A 13,576-nucleotide genomic window follows, 5' to 3' on the forward strand; every position below is an offset into this window, starting at 1 on the left:
CGTCGTGGGCGGCAACCTCGCGCGTACTGTCGGAGAGGTGACGCTGCCCGGTCTGACCAGTGTGCGCGATGGCTTGAGCCAGAGGCTGTTCGGCATGGTCGCCGGCCCCGACGGCCCGGCCAACCGCGCGCGCATCCACGACACCCCCGGCCCCCGCTGGTTCGACGACGACCGGCCGATCCGGCGGGTGCACGGCGACGCGTCGATGTTCGTCGGCGGTCTGCGCGCCCTCCTCCTGCAGTCGCTGCACCCCCTCGCGATGGCGGGCGTCGCGGGTCACTCGGACTATCGCGGCGATCCCTGGGGCCGACTGCAACGCACCAGCACCTTCCTCGCCGTCACCACGTTCGGTCCGGCGAAGGATGCGCAGCGCGCCGTCGACCAGGTGCGCGGCATCCACCGCCGGGTGCACGGCATCGCCGCCGACGGCCGGCCCTACGACGCCTCCGATCCCCACCTGCTCGAGTGGGTGCACATCGCCGAGATCGACAGCTTCCTGCTCGCCCACCAGCGCTACGGGGCCAACCCGCTGGATCAGCAGGGACGCGACGACTACGTCGCCGACACCGCCCGCGTCGCCGCCGCACTCGGCGTGGTGGATCCGCCGCGGACCGAACGGGAGTTGAAGCAGCGCATCGCCTCCTACCGTCCGGAACTGCACGGCACGGCCGCCGCCCGCGACGCCGCCAAGTTCCTGTTGCTGACACCGCCACTGCCGCTGCTCGCCAGACCGCCCTACGGCGTTCTCGCGGCGACGTCGGTCGCGATGCTGCCCGCCTGGGCCCGGGCGCCGCTGCGGTTGCCGTATCTGCCGCCGGTCGAGGCGACCGCGGTGCGGGTCGCGGGACGGACGCTGGTCGGCGGGATCCGCTGGGTGCTCGACCGGAGCGACACCGCCTGAGCGCACGGAGTCGTTGACATCCGTCGGAGCCGCTGGTTGTCTTCGGCGGATGACGCCGACGCGGGGCCCCCGGTGACCGACCACGCCCGCGAGATCGAGAACCTGGTGTACCGGTACGCCGAGCGCATCGACGCAGGCGACTTCGACGGGGTGGCGGAACTCTTCGCGCACGGCCGCATCTGCGGGATGGAGGACGGTCCGCCGGAGTCGATTTTCGACGGCGCCGCCCGGGTCCGCCGGATGTACGAGACGGCCGTGCGCCGCTACGACGACGGCACTCCCAAGACGAAGCACTTCACCAGCAACGTACAGGTCTACGTCGACGAGGGGTCGCAGACCGCCCGCGGCAGCGCGTACTACTGCGTGACGCAGGCGACGCCGGACCTCCCGCTGCAGGTCATCGTGACGGGTCACTACCGCGACACCTTCCACCGCGTCGACGGCGACTGGTGGTTCGACTCCCGGACCATGTTCGTCGACCAGGTGGGCGACACCAGCCACCACCTGAGGTACTGACGGCGGGTCCCGCGGCCGCTAGCCTCCGTCGCGGTGCGCCGAGGGCGAGAGCCCGTCCTCGAGGTCGGTCAGCAGCCGGAGGGCCGCGGCGAGATCTCGGTCGTCCGCGCCCGCCGACGACAACAGCCGTGACCACTTCGACCGCAGTCGCGCGAGGTTGCTCGCCGCTCGGTCGGTGGGGACGAGGCGGGCCTGCCTGCCGTCGGCCGCGTCGGCGGTCCGGTGGATCATGCCCTTGGCCTCGAGATCGCGGATGGCGCGGCTGAGATTGCTCCGCTGCAGACCGGTGGCCGCCGCGACGGTGCTGGGCGACGCGCCGGGATGGCGGTCGACGAAGCGCATCACGTTGATCTCGGTGGCGGTCAGGTCCACCACACCGGGGTCGGCATGTGCGTCCGCGCCGATGATGCGGGCGAGGGCCTGGACCACGTCGGCGAGGTCTGCGTACCCGTCGTCGGTGTGACGATCCTCGCTCGCGTTCATCTGGCCACCCTACCAACATGGTTGTACTCTCATAACTATCTTTTGATAACCACTTGAGGAGACCCGTGCCCGTGGACACCCCGCTCGACTCACACACCGCACCCGCGGCGAACGAGCACCGGCCGACCCAGGCCATCACGCCGGCCCTGCTGGTCACCCTGGCCCTGCTGTCGGCCGTCGCACCGTTCGCGACCGATCTGTACCTCCCCGCCTTCCCGGCGATGGTCGCCGACCTCGACGCGTCCGCGACCGCCGTCCAGCTCACGCTGACCGCCTTCCTGCTGGGCCTCGCCGTCGGACAGCTGATCTTCGGTCCGCTGTCCGACCGCTACGGCCGGGTGCGCCCCATGCTGGTCGGTGCGACGGTGTGCGTGATCGCCAGTGCGGCAACGGTGTTCGCGCCGAACGTCGAGGTCCTCATCGGCGCCCGCTTCGCGCAGGGCGTCGCAGGCGCCGCGGGCATGGTGATCGGCCGGGCCATCATCGCCGACCTCGCGACCGGCAAGGCCGCCGCGCGGGCGTTCAGCCTCATGATGATCGTGGGCGGCGTCGCACCGGTGATCGCGCCGCTCGCCGGCGGCTTCCTGGTCGCACCGATCGGCTGGCGCGGCGCGCTGGCGGTCATCCTCGCCCTGTCCACGCTCATGCTGCTCGCCGTCCTCCTGGTGATCCGGGAGACCCACACCGAACACCGCCGTGCCGCACTGCGCGAGTCGCGCGCGACGCTCGGATCGCCGCTGCGCGATCTGCTCGGCCGGGCCTACCTCGGTCACGCGCTCGCCTTCTGCGGCGCCTTCGCGACGATGATGGCCTACATCTCGGCCTCGCCGTTCATCTACCAGACCATGATGGGCCTCAGCGCCGGCCAGTACGGGGCGATGTTCGGCGTGAACGCCCTCGCGCTGCTCAGCGCGAGCGCCCTCTCCGCGCGCCTCGCATCGCGCGTCGAGGTCCGCAAGGTGGCCGCCGTCGGCGTCGCCTCCATCACCACCGCCACGCTGGTGCTGCTGGCGCTGGCCCTGTCCGACCTCCCCGCCGGATGGCTGGCACTGCCCCTGCTGGTCATCGTGGGCAGCATGGGCCTGGTCTTCGGCAACGTGACCGCACTGGCGCTGGGCGCCGCGCCGCGCGCCGCCGGGACGGCGTCGGCCGTACTCGGAGCCCTGCAGTTCGGCGTCGCCGCGGCGGTCTCACCACTGGTGAGCATCGCCGGGGAGAACACCGCGGTCCCCGCCGCCATCGTCATGCTGTGCACCAGCACGCTCGCGGTGGCCGCCTACCTCGTCGCCGGCAGGCCGGTACGAAACCACCCCGAAGGAGACGACGCCATGACCGACGCGATCAGCCTGGCCACCGTGCCCACCGAACGTGCACCCCGCTACGGCAAGCAACTGGTGTCCCACCTGGGCCGCAGGTCGGTGGGCACGTGGAACGAGGCCGACGAGGCCGGCTCACTGGTCATGGGCGACGGAGCAGCCGACGTCTCGCTGACCTCCACGCCGTCGGCACTGATCATCGAGATCCGCGCCGACGACGAGGTGATCGCCACCTACGAGGACGTCGTCGGGCGCCACCTCGAGCGCTTCGGCGACCGCGACGAATTGACCGTGGAGTGGGTCCGGGCCTGATCCCCGACACCCGGGCCGCGCCACCGGAGTAGAACGCGTCGACGTCGTTACCCTCGGGGGAACATGATTCGACGTTGCCTATCGGCCCTGCTGCTGTGCGCCCTCGTGCTCGGATCGACGGGGTGTTCAGTGTTCGGCGGCAGCGGTCCGCAGGACGCCTTCGCCGCCTTCGCCGACGCGGTCCAGCGCAAGGACGCGGATGCGGCGGCAGCCGCGACCAGCGACCCGGCCGCCGCGACACCGGTCCTCGCGTCGATGTTCGAGGGCATGGGCACGGACGCCACGCTGACCGTCGCCTCCGCCGAGGCCGGTGACGACGAGAACCGTGCCACCCTCACGTACACGTGGACGTTCGGGCCAGAGAAGGCCCTGCGGTACGACGTCACCGCCACCGCCACGGAGTCCGGTGACGACTGGCGCGTGCAGTGGGCGCCGACGGTGCTCCACCCCGACCTGGCGCCCGGCAAGACGTTCCAGTACAGCGACGACAAGAACTACCTGACCCCGGTCACCGATCGCGACGGCCGGCCGCTGATGTCGTGGCAGACCGTCGGCGTCGTCACCCTCGCCCGGGCGAATCTCGCGTCGGCAGCCCAGCTCGCCCCGCTCCTGCAGCAGTTTGCTCCCACCATCACCGACGCGAGCATCGCCGAGCAGTTCGCCGGCACCCAGGACGACGCGGTCACCGTCGTCCGCCTCCGTCAGGCCGACCTCGACGTGGTGCGCGATCAGCTGTCGCAGATCCCCGGCGTGACCGTGGCCGAGCAGGGCGCGCTGCTGACCGACGACCGCAACCTCGCCTCCCCGGCCATCGCGGGGCTCGCGGACATCTGGCAGCAGCGGATCGACGCGTCCGCCGGCTGGTCGGCCATGCTCGTCGGCGCCGACGGCCAACCCACCGACCAACTGGCGTCGGCACCGCCGAAGGACACCCCACCGGTCCGCACCACCCTCGACGTCCGGTTGCAACTCCTCGCCCAGCAGGCCGTGGCCACCGAACCCCGGCCCGCCGTGATCGTCGCGATCTCCCCCAGCACCGGCGGCATCCTCGCCGCCGCGCAGAACGCCGCGGCGAACGCCCAGGGCCCCATCGCCTTCTCCGGTTCCTACCCGCCGGGGTCGACGTTCAAGACCATCACCACCGCGGCGGCCCTGCAGGCCGGCATCGCCACCCCGGACAGCCCGCTGGCATGCCCCGGCCGCGTCACCGTGGAGAACCGCACCATCCCCAACGACGACGAGTTCGACCTGGGCACCGTGCCGCTCGTGACGGCGTTCGCCAAGTCGTGCAACACCACCATGGCCGTGCTGTCCGACGAACTGCCCGCCGACGCCCTGCCCGCGATGGCCAAGCTCTTCGGCATCGGCGTGGACTACGTGGTCCCCGGACTGACCACCATCACCGGGAACGTGCCCGACGCGGACACGCCCGCACAGAAGGTGGAGAACGGCATCGGCCAGGGCACCGTCACGGTCAGCCCGTTCGGCCTCGCCGTCGCCGAGGCCAGCCTGGGCCACGGCTCGACGATCACACCGACCCTCGTCGTCGGCGAGAAGACCACCGCCGACACCGAGTCCCGGCCGATTCCGCCCGCCGTCGTCGACAGTCTGCGCGCGATGATGACCCAGACCGTCGCCGACGGCACCGCCACCGCCCTGCGCGACGTGCCGGGCCTCGGTGGCAAGACCGGCACCGCCGAATTCGGCGACAACACCAGCTCGCACGGGTGGTTCGCCGGCATCGCCGGCGACATCGCCTTCGCGACGCTGGTCGTCGGCGGCGACACGTCCACGCCCGCGGTCACGATCACCGGCGACTTCCTGCGGCCCGCCCTTGCCGGCTGAGCGGCGTTTCGCGAAACTTCGCGACGCCAGGGCCGGGAAGGTGGGGACCGTGCGCGTCGACGGCCGGGACCTGGTCGTCTCGGGCAGCCTGCTGCAACCGCTGCACCGACGCACCAACGACATCCTGCGGCTGACGTTCGCCTTCCTGTTCCTGGTCGTCATCGTCACCAGTTCGCTGGTCACCCGCCGGGACTGGGTGGCACTGGAACGGTCGATCTCCGACATCGTCGGCGTGCTCACCCCGACCCAGTCCAACCTGGTCTACGTCGTCTACGGCGTCGCAATCCTGGCGCTGCCGTTCGTGATCCTGATCGGGCTAATCGTCGCCCGGCAGTACAAGCTGCTGGGTGCGTACGCGGCGGCGGGGCTGACGGCGATCCTCGCGCTGTCGATCACCGCCAACGGAATCGCCGCGCCGCGTTGGCACTTCGACCTGTTCGACCGGTTGAACACCACGCTCTCGCAGTTCCTCGACGATCCGCGCTGGATCGCCATGCTCGCCGCGGTGCTGACGGTGTCGGGCCCGTGGGTGCCCGCCCGCTGGCGTCGATGGTGGTGGACGCTGCTGCTCGCGTTCGTGCCCATCCACCTGGTGGTGAGCGCCGTCGTGCCGGCACGGACGCTACTGGGGCTGTCCGTCGGCTGGTTCGTCGGCGCGTTGACGGTCCTGATCGTCGGCACACCGGCACTGGAGGTGCCGCTGGTCGCGGCCGTCCGCGCGCTCGGCCGACGGGCGTGCACCGTGTCCGCGCTGCGGGTCCTGCGACCCGCGGGACCCGGCCCGCTGGTGCTCTCCGCGGACTGCGCCGACGGCGACTCCCCCGCCGTCGTGGAGCTGTACGGGCCGAATCAGCGCAGCGGCGGGGCACTCCGACAGCTGTGGCGGTTCCTGACACTGCGCAACGACGAGACCGCACCCCTGCAGACGTCCATGCGCCGCGCCGTCGAGCACCGGGCACTGATGGCGATCGCCATCGACGATCTCGAGCTGTCCAACACCAGGACGCTGGCCGTGGCCGCACTCGACCGCGGCTGGACGCTCTACGCGCACAGCGAGCCCCGCGGCGCCGCACTGGGCGCCACCGCTCCGGTCGCGGCCGCGTGGACGGCGCTGCGCGGACTGCACGAACACCAGATCTCGCACGGCGACCTGCGCGCCGACGAGATCACCGTCGCCGGCGACACCGCGCTGTTCGGCGGCTTCGGCAACGCCGAGTACGGCGCCTCGGACACCCAACTGCAGTCGGACGTCGCTCAGCTGCTGCTGACGTCGACGGCACTCTGGGGCGCCGAGGCCGCCGTCACGACGGCCATCGGGACGTTCGGCCGCGACGCCGTGCTCGACGCGTCGAGCAGACTGTCGAAATCCGCCATGCCGCAACGACTCCGACAGTCGGTCCCCGACGCGAAGTCGGTCATGTCGAGCGCCCGCGACGAGGTGAAGCGGCAGACCGGAGCCGACCGGATCCGCGCCGAGACCATCACCCGGTTCAGCCGCAGCCAGCTCATCCAGCTGGTGCTGCTCGTCGCGCTGGTCTACGTCGCCTACCCGTTCATCAGCACCGTGCCCGCGTTCTTCTCCGAACTGCGCACGGCGAACTGGTGGTGGGCGCTGATGGGCCTCGCGGTGTCGGCGCTGACCTACGTCGGCGCCGCGGCGGCGCTGTGGGCATGCGCATCCGAGAAGGTGAACTTCCGCAACCTCGTGATCATGCAGGTGGCCAACACCTTCGCCGCCACGACCACCCCGGCGGGCGTGGGCGGTCTCGCCCTGAGCACCCGGTTCCTGCAGAAGTCCGGACTCGGCACGCTGCGCGCCACCGCCGCGGTCGCCCTGCAGCAGTCGGTGCAGGTGATCACGCACCTCGTCCTGCTCGTCTTCTTCACGGCCGTCGCAGGCGCGTCCGCCAACCTGTCGCACTTCGTGCCGTCCACGACGGTGCTGTATCTGATCGGCGGCGCCGCGCTCGGAATCGTGGGCACCTTCCTGTTCCTCCCCACCGCGCGCCGCTGGCTGGCGACCGCGGTACGCCCCCGGCTGAGCGAGGTAGCCCACGACCTGGTCGAGTTGGCCCGCGAACCCAAGCGGCTCGGCCTGATCGTCCTGGGTTGCGGCGCAACCACTCTGGGCGCCGCGCTGGCGCTGTGGGCCGCCATCGAGGCGTTCGGCGGCGACACGTCGTTCGTCACGGTCACGGTGGTGACGATGATCGGCGGCACGCTGGCGTCCGCGGCGCCCACCCCCGGTGGCGTCGGCGCCGTCGAGGCAGCGCTGATCGGTGGCCTGGCGGCCTTCGGCGTACCCGCCGCGATCGCCGTGCCGTCGGTCCTGCTCTACCGCGTACTCACCTGCTGGCTGCCGGTGTTCATCGGATGGCCCGTCATGCGGTGGCTCACCAAGCACGACATGATCTGACGCCGTCGCGGGCAATCCGTGCCTCCCGGCCACGGGCGGTGCTTGGATGGCACCGTGGCCGAGATCAGTCGACGCAGGACCATCGCCGCCCCGCAGCAGGACGTCTGGGACGTGCTCGCCGACTACGGCGCGCTCGCCGAGTGGGTCGACGGCGCCGACCACTCGTCGATCCTCCACACCGGCGACGACGGCCTCGTCGGGACGTCCCGACGCGTGCAGATGGGCCGTAATGCACTGGTGGAGACCATCACCGTCGCCGACGAGCCCCGGACCATCGGATACGACATCGCCGGCCTGCCCGGTGTCCTCGGACGGTTGCACAACCAGTGGACGCTGCGTCCGGCCGCCGACACCACCGAGGTGACGCTGACGTCCACCGTCTCCCCCGTCCGTGGTCCGCTCGGGCCCGTCGTGGCGGCCGTCGTCACCCGCGTGATGGCGAAGCAGTCGGACGCGATGCTCGACGGTCTCGCGCGCCGGCTGGCGCGCACCCGTGGCTGAGCGGCCGGACGTCGTCGTCATCATGACCGACGAAGAGCGGGCCATCCCTCCGTACGAGTCCGCCGAGGTGCTCGCCTGGCGGCAGCACGCGCTACCGGGACGACGGTGGTTCGACGATCACGGCGTCCGCTTCGATCGGCACTACACCGGATCGCTGGCGTGCGTGCCGAGCCGGCCCACGATGTTCACCGGCCACTACCCCGACCTGCACGGCGTCACTCAGACCGACGGCATCGGCAAGCGCTTCGACGACTCCCGACTGCGGTGGCTGCGCCGCGGTGAGGTCCCGACGCTCGGCAACTGGTTCCGGGCGGCCGGCTACGACACCCACTACGACGGCAAGTGGCACGTCTCGCACGCCGACCTCGAGGACGCCGCGACCGGCGCCGCGCTGGCCACCAACGACGACGACGGCATCGTCGATCCCGTTGCGGTACGGCGATACCTGGACGCCGATCCACTGGGCGACTTCGGCTTCTCCGGCTGGGTGGGCCCCGAGCCACACGGACCGCTGCTGTCCAACAGCGGTTTTCGCCGCGACCCCCTGATCGCCGATCGGGTGGTCGCCTGGCTCTCGGACCGGTACGAGCGGCGCCGCGCGGGGGACGCCGCCGCCCTGCGCCCGTTCCTGCTGGTGGCCAGCTTCGTCAATCCGCACGACATCGTGCTCTTCCCGGCATGGCTGAGGCGCAACCCGCTGCCACCGTCGCACGTGGAGCCGCCGCACGTCCCGCCCGCACCGACCGCGGAGGAGGACCTCGCAGACAAGCCCGCCGCGCAGATCGCGTTTCGCGAGGCCTACTACAGCGGCTACGGCCCCGCCCCGCTGATCGACCGCGCCTACCGGCGCAACGCGCAGCGCTACCGCGACCTCTACTACCGATTGCACGCCGAGGTCGACGACCCCATCGATCGGGTTCGACGCGCGGTCACCGAGGGTGGTTCCGACAACGCCGTCCTCGTCCGCACCGCCGATCACGGCGACCTGCTCGGCGCGCACGGCGGGCTGCACCAGAAGTGGTTCAACCTGTACGACGAGGCGACCCGGGTGCCGTTCGTGATCGCGCGGATCGGTGACGCCGCCACCTGCTCCCGCCGGGTGACGGCCCCCACCTCGCACGTCGATCTGGTGCCGACGCTGCTCGGCGCCGCCGGGGTGGACGTCGACGCGGTCGCCGCTGACCTGTCTCGGGCCTTCTCCGAGGTTCATCCGCTGCCCGGTCGCAACCTCGTGCCGGTCGTCGATGGCGCGGCGGCCGACGCCGACCGCGCGGTGTACATGATGACGCGCGACAACGTGCTCGAAGGCGACACCGGGGCGTCGGCCGGCGCACGACGGATCGGACTGACCGCCAATCCCCCCGCGCCGCTGCGCATCCAGGTGCCCGCGTACGTGGCCGCCAACTTCGAAGGTCTGGTGGTCCGCGTGGACGACACCGACGCAAAGGGTGGTGCCGGCCACCTGTGGAAGCTGGTCCGCACCTTCGACGATCCGTCGACGTGGACGGAACCGGGCGTGCGCCACCTCGAGGCGACCGGTGTGGCCGGCGAGGCCTACCGCACCGAACCGCTCGACGACCAGTGGGAGCTGTACGACCTGACCGACGACGCCATCGAGGCGCTCAACCGCTGGACCGATCCCGACCTGTTCGACGTGCGCGCACACCTTCGCACCAGGCTGAAGCGCTCCCGCGCCGACTCGGTACCCGAACGCAACCGACCGTGGCCCTACGTCGACCGCCACCCGCCCGGTGCCGCATCGCATCCGCTGGTCCGCCAGGTCCTCAACAGGATCCGGCGGCGCGACTGACTGTCGTCGATTGGGGGTTTGACGGCGCCCGCCAATATCATGGACGTACTCATGACAGATATCGCTGCCGATGCCCCGGCGGTCGTCGACGGACCGGCCGCGGAGCGCGTCGCCGCCCAGGCGCGGCGCCGCAGGACCTTCGCCGTCATCAGCCATCCCGACGCGGGCAAGTCGACCCTGACCGAGGCGCTCGTCCTGCACGCCAACGCCATCACCGAGGCCGGTGCCATCCACGGCAAGGCCGGCCGCCGCTCCACCGTCTCCGACTGGATGGACATGGAGAAGGCGCGCGGCATCTCGATCACCTCGACGGCGATGCAGTTCCCGTACGCGACCGCCGGCCAGGACTGCGTCATCAACCTCCTGGACACACCCGGCCACGCGGACTTCTCCGAGGACACCTACCGCGTGCTCACGGCCGTCGACTGCGCGGTCATGCTCATCGACGCCGCCAAGGGCCTCGAGCCGCAGACGCTGAAGCTCTTCCAGGTGTGCCGCCACCGCCGCATCCCGATCATCACCGTGATCAACAAGTGGGACCGCCCGGGCCGCGATCCGCTGGAACTCATCGACGAGATCAACGAGCGGATCGGCCTGCGCCCCACCCCGCTGACCTGGCCGGTCGGCATCGCCGGCGACTTCAAGGGCGTCCTCGACCGGCGGACCGGCAACTTCATCCGGTTCACCCGCACGGCGGGCGGCGCCACCGCCGCACCCGAGGAGCACCTCACCCCGGACAAGGCGCACGAGTCGGCCGGCGACGACTGGGACCGCGCGGTCGAGGAGTCGGAACTGCTCGAGGCCGACGGTGCCGACTACGACCGCGACACCTTCCTGGGCTGCGAATCGTCACCGCTGCTCTTCACCTCGGCCGCGTTGAACTTCGGCGTCAACCAGCTGCTCGACGTGCTCGTCCAGATCGCGCCGCCGCCCAGCGGCCAGGTGTCCGTCGAGGGCACCCGCCGACCACCCGCGGCGCCGTTCAGCGCGTTCGTGTTCAAGGTGCAGGCCGGCATGGACTCGTCGCACCGCGACCGCATCGCCTACGCGCGGGTGTGCTCGGGAACCTTCGAGCGCGGCGAGGTGCTGACCCACGCCACCACCGGCAAGCCGTTCGTGACCAAGTACGCCCAATCGGTGTTCGGCCGGGAACGCACGACGCTCGACACCGCGTGGCCGGGCGACGTCATCGGACTCGCCAACGCGAACGCGCTGCGACCCGGCGACACGCTGTACCGCGACGTACCGGTGCAGTACCCGCCGATCCCCAGCTTCTCGCCGGAGTACTTCTCGGTGGCGCGCGGCAAGGACCCGAGCAAGCACAAGCAGTTCCGGCGCGGCATCGAGCAGCTCGAGCAGGAGGGCGTGGTGCAGGTGCTGCGCTCCGACCGCCGCGGTGACCAGGCTCCCGTCCTGGCCGCCGTCGGGCCGATGCAGTTCGAGGTGGCGACCCACCGGATGGCCAGCGAGCTGAGCGCGCCGATCGAGCTGGAGTCGCTGCCGTACACCGTCGCGCGGGTGATCGACCCGAAGGACGCCGAATTCATGCAGCGGCAGCACTCGACCGAGGTGATGACGCGGACCGACGGCGTCATGCTCGCCCTGTTCTCGACGAAGTGGCGGCTCGAGGGCTTCCAGCGCGACAACCCCGACATCGAGCTGGGTTCGCTGGTCGCCGCAGCCGACGACTGACGGCTCTGGCTTGGTCTGCCCGCCCGAGTGTGAATCTGACGACGCTTCAGCCGCGATTCGCGTCGCCAGATTCACACTCGAGGCGTCGACGCCTCATGAGTGCGGGCGGTGGGATTCGAACCCACACGCTCTCTCGAGCACCGGCACCTAAAGCCGGCATGTCTGCCGTTCCATCACGCCCGCTTGTGGGGCGATCGTACCTGCGGTCCGGCCCGTGAAGGTTGTCGGCGCCCCCTCCTAAGTTGGGGGAAAGCCCTCAAGGAGAAGACGTGCGTTCCTCCGAGGAATACGACGAAGTTCAGCGGCTGATAGCGGCCGGCCTGAACGATTGCGCGATAGCGCGGGGAACGGGCGTTCCCCGAAAGACCGTGTGGCAGTGGCGACGACGACCCGGGATACGGCCACGTTTGAGAGCCGGTTCGGCGGATTGCGGTGTAGCCCACGACTACGCCGCCCTTCATCCGGCGAAGTACTGCTACCTGCTCGGCCTCTACCTCGGCGACGGGTGCATCTCGCGCGGACCCCGCACGTTCCGCCTCAGGATCACGTGCGACGCGAAGTATCCGGCGATCATCAGCCGCTGCCGCGAGGCGATTGACTCGCTGTTCCCAGCACAACGGGCGAGCATCGTCCATCGCAGCGACAATTGCTCGGACGTTTCACACTGTTCCAAGCACTGGCCCTGCCTCTTCCCGCAGCACGGACCCGGACGAAAGCACACCCGTCGCATCGCACTCGAACCGTGGCAGCAGAACCTCGTGGATCAGGCCACCGACGAATTCGTCCGGGGCCTGATCCACAGCGACGGGTGTCGCGTGGTCGCCAATGATCGCGGTGTTCGAAGCGTCCGCTATCACTTCTCCAACCGCTCCGAGGACATCATCGGGCTGTTCACCGCCGCGCTGGACCGACTCGCCGTCCACTGGACGCGGTCCGATCGACACACCGTCTCGATCTATCGCAAGGCCGACACCGCAGCCCTCGACGCATTCATCGGACCGAAGGCCCTCGCGGTACCGTGGACGAATGTCCACTACACGGCGTAGGAGGCCGGCACTCATCCTGCTGGTGTGCCTCGGCGCCGCAGGGTGCATGGCGCTGGCCTGGTGGCAGTGGACCCGCTACGAGTCCAACTCGGGCAGCTTCCAGAACCTCGGCTACGCGCTGCAGTGGCCGATGTTCGCCGGTTTCTGCTTCTACGCGTACTTCAAGTTCGTCCGCTACGAAGAGGCCCCGCCGCCCAGCGCGCACGGCGACGGGATCACCGAGATCCCGGCGGGGCTCCTTCCCGAGCGGCCGAAGCCGACGCAACCCGACGACGACCCCACCCTCGCCGAGTACAACGCCTACCTGGCCGAACTCGCCGCCCAATCCGACCGCGACGCCGACGACAGGACCACGCCATGACCTCACCCGAGCCCGAGGCTCCCGCCGACCTCCCCGCCGCCGCCCAGCCCTCCGCGACGCCGAAGGACTCGATTCGCAAGGCGCTGAAGGGGTACCGCGTCTTCGCCTGGGTGACGGGCCTCTGGCTGATCGCGCTCTGCTACGAGATGGTGCTGAAGTACGGCTTCGGCAACGACTCGCTGAGCTGGATCGCCGTGGTGCACGGCTGGGTCTACTTCGTCTATCTCCTCTTCGCCGCCAACCTCGCCGTCAAGGTCCGCTGGCCCATCGGCAAGACGATCGGCGTGCTCCTCGCCGGCACCATCCCGCTGCTCGGCATCGTCGTCGAGCACTTCCAGACGAAGCGGATCAAGGCCGAGTTCGGGCTGTAGCCGGTC

At 70.5% G+C, this 13,576-nt stretch carries 12 protein-coding genes and 1 tRNA gene; 11 read left to right on the forward strand and 2 right to left on the reverse strand.

Annotated elements, in window-relative coordinates; all coding sequences use genetic code 11:
- Nucleotides 1-94: 94 nt before the first annotated feature.
- Both AC1MEY_RS14110 and AC1MEY_RS14115 read left to right on the forward strand, forming a co-directional pair.
- Complete coding sequence (locus tag AC1MEY_RS14110; RefSeq protein WP_480231482.1) at nucleotides 95-901, forward strand: oxygenase MpaB family protein; 807 nt, start codon at nucleotides 95-97, stop codon at nucleotides 899-901.
- Nucleotides 902-973: 72 nt separating this feature from the next.
- The gene (locus AC1MEY_RS14115; RefSeq protein WP_480231205.1) at nucleotides 974-1,417 is read left to right on the forward strand and encodes a nuclear transport factor 2 family protein; all 444 of its coding nucleotides are present in this window, start codon (nucleotides 974-976) and stop codon (nucleotides 1,415-1,417) included.
- A gap of 18 nt (nucleotides 1,418-1,435) precedes the next feature.
- Here the strand turns inward: AC1MEY_RS14115 and AC1MEY_RS14120 are convergent, their stop codons facing one another.
- Complete coding sequence (locus AC1MEY_RS14120; protein WP_480231206.1) at nucleotides 1,436-1,900, reverse strand: MarR family winged helix-turn-helix transcriptional regulator; 465 nt, start codon at nucleotides 1,898-1,900, stop codon at nucleotides 1,436-1,438.
- A gap of 65 nt (nucleotides 1,901-1,965) precedes the next feature.
- Here AC1MEY_RS14120 and AC1MEY_RS14125 point away from each other — a divergent pair, with 65 nt between their 5' ends.
- The 6 genes from AC1MEY_RS14125 (at nucleotide 1,966) to AC1MEY_RS14150 (ending at nucleotide 11,792) form a co-directional block, all read left to right on the forward strand.
- Nucleotides 1,966-3,528: a Bcr/CflA family efflux MFS transporter gene (locus AC1MEY_RS14125; protein ID WP_480231207.1), complete on the forward strand. Its 1,563-nt coding sequence runs from the start codon at nucleotides 1,966-1,968 to the stop codon at nucleotides 3,526-3,528.
- A 63-nt stretch (nucleotides 3,529-3,591) separates the two neighbouring features.
- Nucleotides 3,592-5,373: a penicillin-binding transpeptidase domain-containing protein gene (locus AC1MEY_RS14130; RefSeq protein ID WP_480231208.1), complete on the forward strand. Its 1,782-nt coding sequence runs from the start codon at nucleotides 3,592-3,594 to the stop codon at nucleotides 5,371-5,373.
- 49 nt (nucleotides 5,374-5,422) lie between these two features.
- The gene (locus AC1MEY_RS14135; RefSeq protein WP_480231209.1) at nucleotides 5,423-7,789 is read left to right on the forward strand and encodes a lysylphosphatidylglycerol synthase transmembrane domain-containing protein; all 2,367 of its coding nucleotides are present in this window, start codon (nucleotides 5,423-5,425) and stop codon (nucleotides 7,787-7,789) included.
- 54 nt (nucleotides 7,790-7,843) lie between these two features.
- Complete coding sequence (locus AC1MEY_RS14140) at nucleotides 7,844-8,290, forward strand: SRPBCC family protein (protein ID WP_480231210.1); 447 nt, start codon at nucleotides 7,844-7,846, stop codon at nucleotides 8,288-8,290.
- Nucleotides 8,283-10,100 (forward strand): sulfatase-like hydrolase/transferase, encoded by a 1,818-nt coding sequence (locus AC1MEY_RS14145; RefSeq protein WP_480231211.1) that lies wholly within the window; start codon nucleotides 8,283-8,285, stop codon nucleotides 10,098-10,100. Before AC1MEY_RS14140 ends, AC1MEY_RS14145 begins: the two co-directional genes overlap by 8 nt.
- 51 nt (nucleotides 10,101-10,151) lie before the next feature.
- Nucleotides 10,152-11,792 (forward strand): peptide chain release factor 3, encoded by a 1,641-nt coding sequence (locus AC1MEY_RS14150; protein ID WP_480231212.1) that lies wholly within the window; start codon nucleotides 10,152-10,154, stop codon nucleotides 11,790-11,792.
- Between the two features lie 100 nt (nucleotides 11,793-11,892).
- Here the strand turns inward: AC1MEY_RS14150 and AC1MEY_RS14155 are convergent.
- Nucleotides 11,893-11,975 (reverse strand) — tRNA-Leu (locus AC1MEY_RS14155).
- Nucleotides 11,976-12,013: 38 nt separating this feature from the next.
- Here AC1MEY_RS14155 and AC1MEY_RS14160 point away from each other — a divergent pair.
- The 3 genes from AC1MEY_RS14160 to AC1MEY_RS14170 are packed head-to-tail and all read left to right on the forward strand — an operon-like array spanning nucleotide 12,014 to nucleotide 13,570.
- Nucleotides 12,014-12,838 (forward strand): hypothetical protein, encoded by an 825-nt coding sequence (locus tag AC1MEY_RS14160; RefSeq protein WP_480231213.1) that lies wholly within the window; start codon nucleotides 12,014-12,016, stop codon nucleotides 12,836-12,838.
- Nucleotides 12,819-13,199 carry a hypothetical protein gene (locus tag AC1MEY_RS14165; RefSeq protein WP_480231214.1) on the forward strand — a complete coding sequence of 127 codons (381 nt, stop codon included), beginning with the start codon at nucleotides 12,819-12,821 and terminating at the stop codon, nucleotides 13,197-13,199. The genes AC1MEY_RS14160 and AC1MEY_RS14165 overlap by 20 nt, the downstream gene beginning before the upstream one ends.
- Nucleotides 13,196-13,570 (forward strand): DUF3817 domain-containing protein, encoded by a 375-nt coding sequence (locus tag AC1MEY_RS14170; protein ID WP_480231215.1) that lies wholly within the window; start codon nucleotides 13,196-13,198, stop codon nucleotides 13,568-13,570. Before AC1MEY_RS14165 ends, AC1MEY_RS14170 begins: the two co-directional genes overlap by 4 nt.
- The last annotated feature ends 6 nt before the right edge of the window (nucleotides 13,571-13,576 follow it).

This window comes from Mycobacterium sp. PTI7, assembly GCF_056679845.1.

Coding starts and splice junctions, on each gene's coding strand:
- AC1MEY_RS14110 (WP_480231482.1), top strand. CDS start 95: ATGGTCGCCGGCCCCGACGGCCCGGCCAACCGCGCGCGCATCCACGAC.
- AC1MEY_RS14120 (WP_480231206.1), bottom strand. CDS start 1,900: ATGAACGCGAGCGAGGATCGTCACACCGACGACGGGTACGCAGACCTC.
- AC1MEY_RS14130 (WP_480231208.1), top strand. CDS start 3,592: ATGATTCGACGTTGCCTATCGGCCCTGCTGCTGTGCGCCCTCGTGCTC.
- AC1MEY_RS14150 (WP_480231212.1), top strand. CDS start 10,152: ATGACAGATATCGCTGCCGATGCCCCGGCGGTCGTCGACGGACCGGCC.
- AC1MEY_RS14165 (WP_480231214.1), top strand. CDS start 12,819: ATGTCCACTACACGGCGTAGGAGGCCGGCACTCATCCTGCTGGTGTGC.
- AC1MEY_RS14170 (WP_480231215.1), top strand. CDS start 13,196: ATGACCTCACCCGAGCCCGAGGCTCCCGCCGACCTCCCCGCCGCCGCC.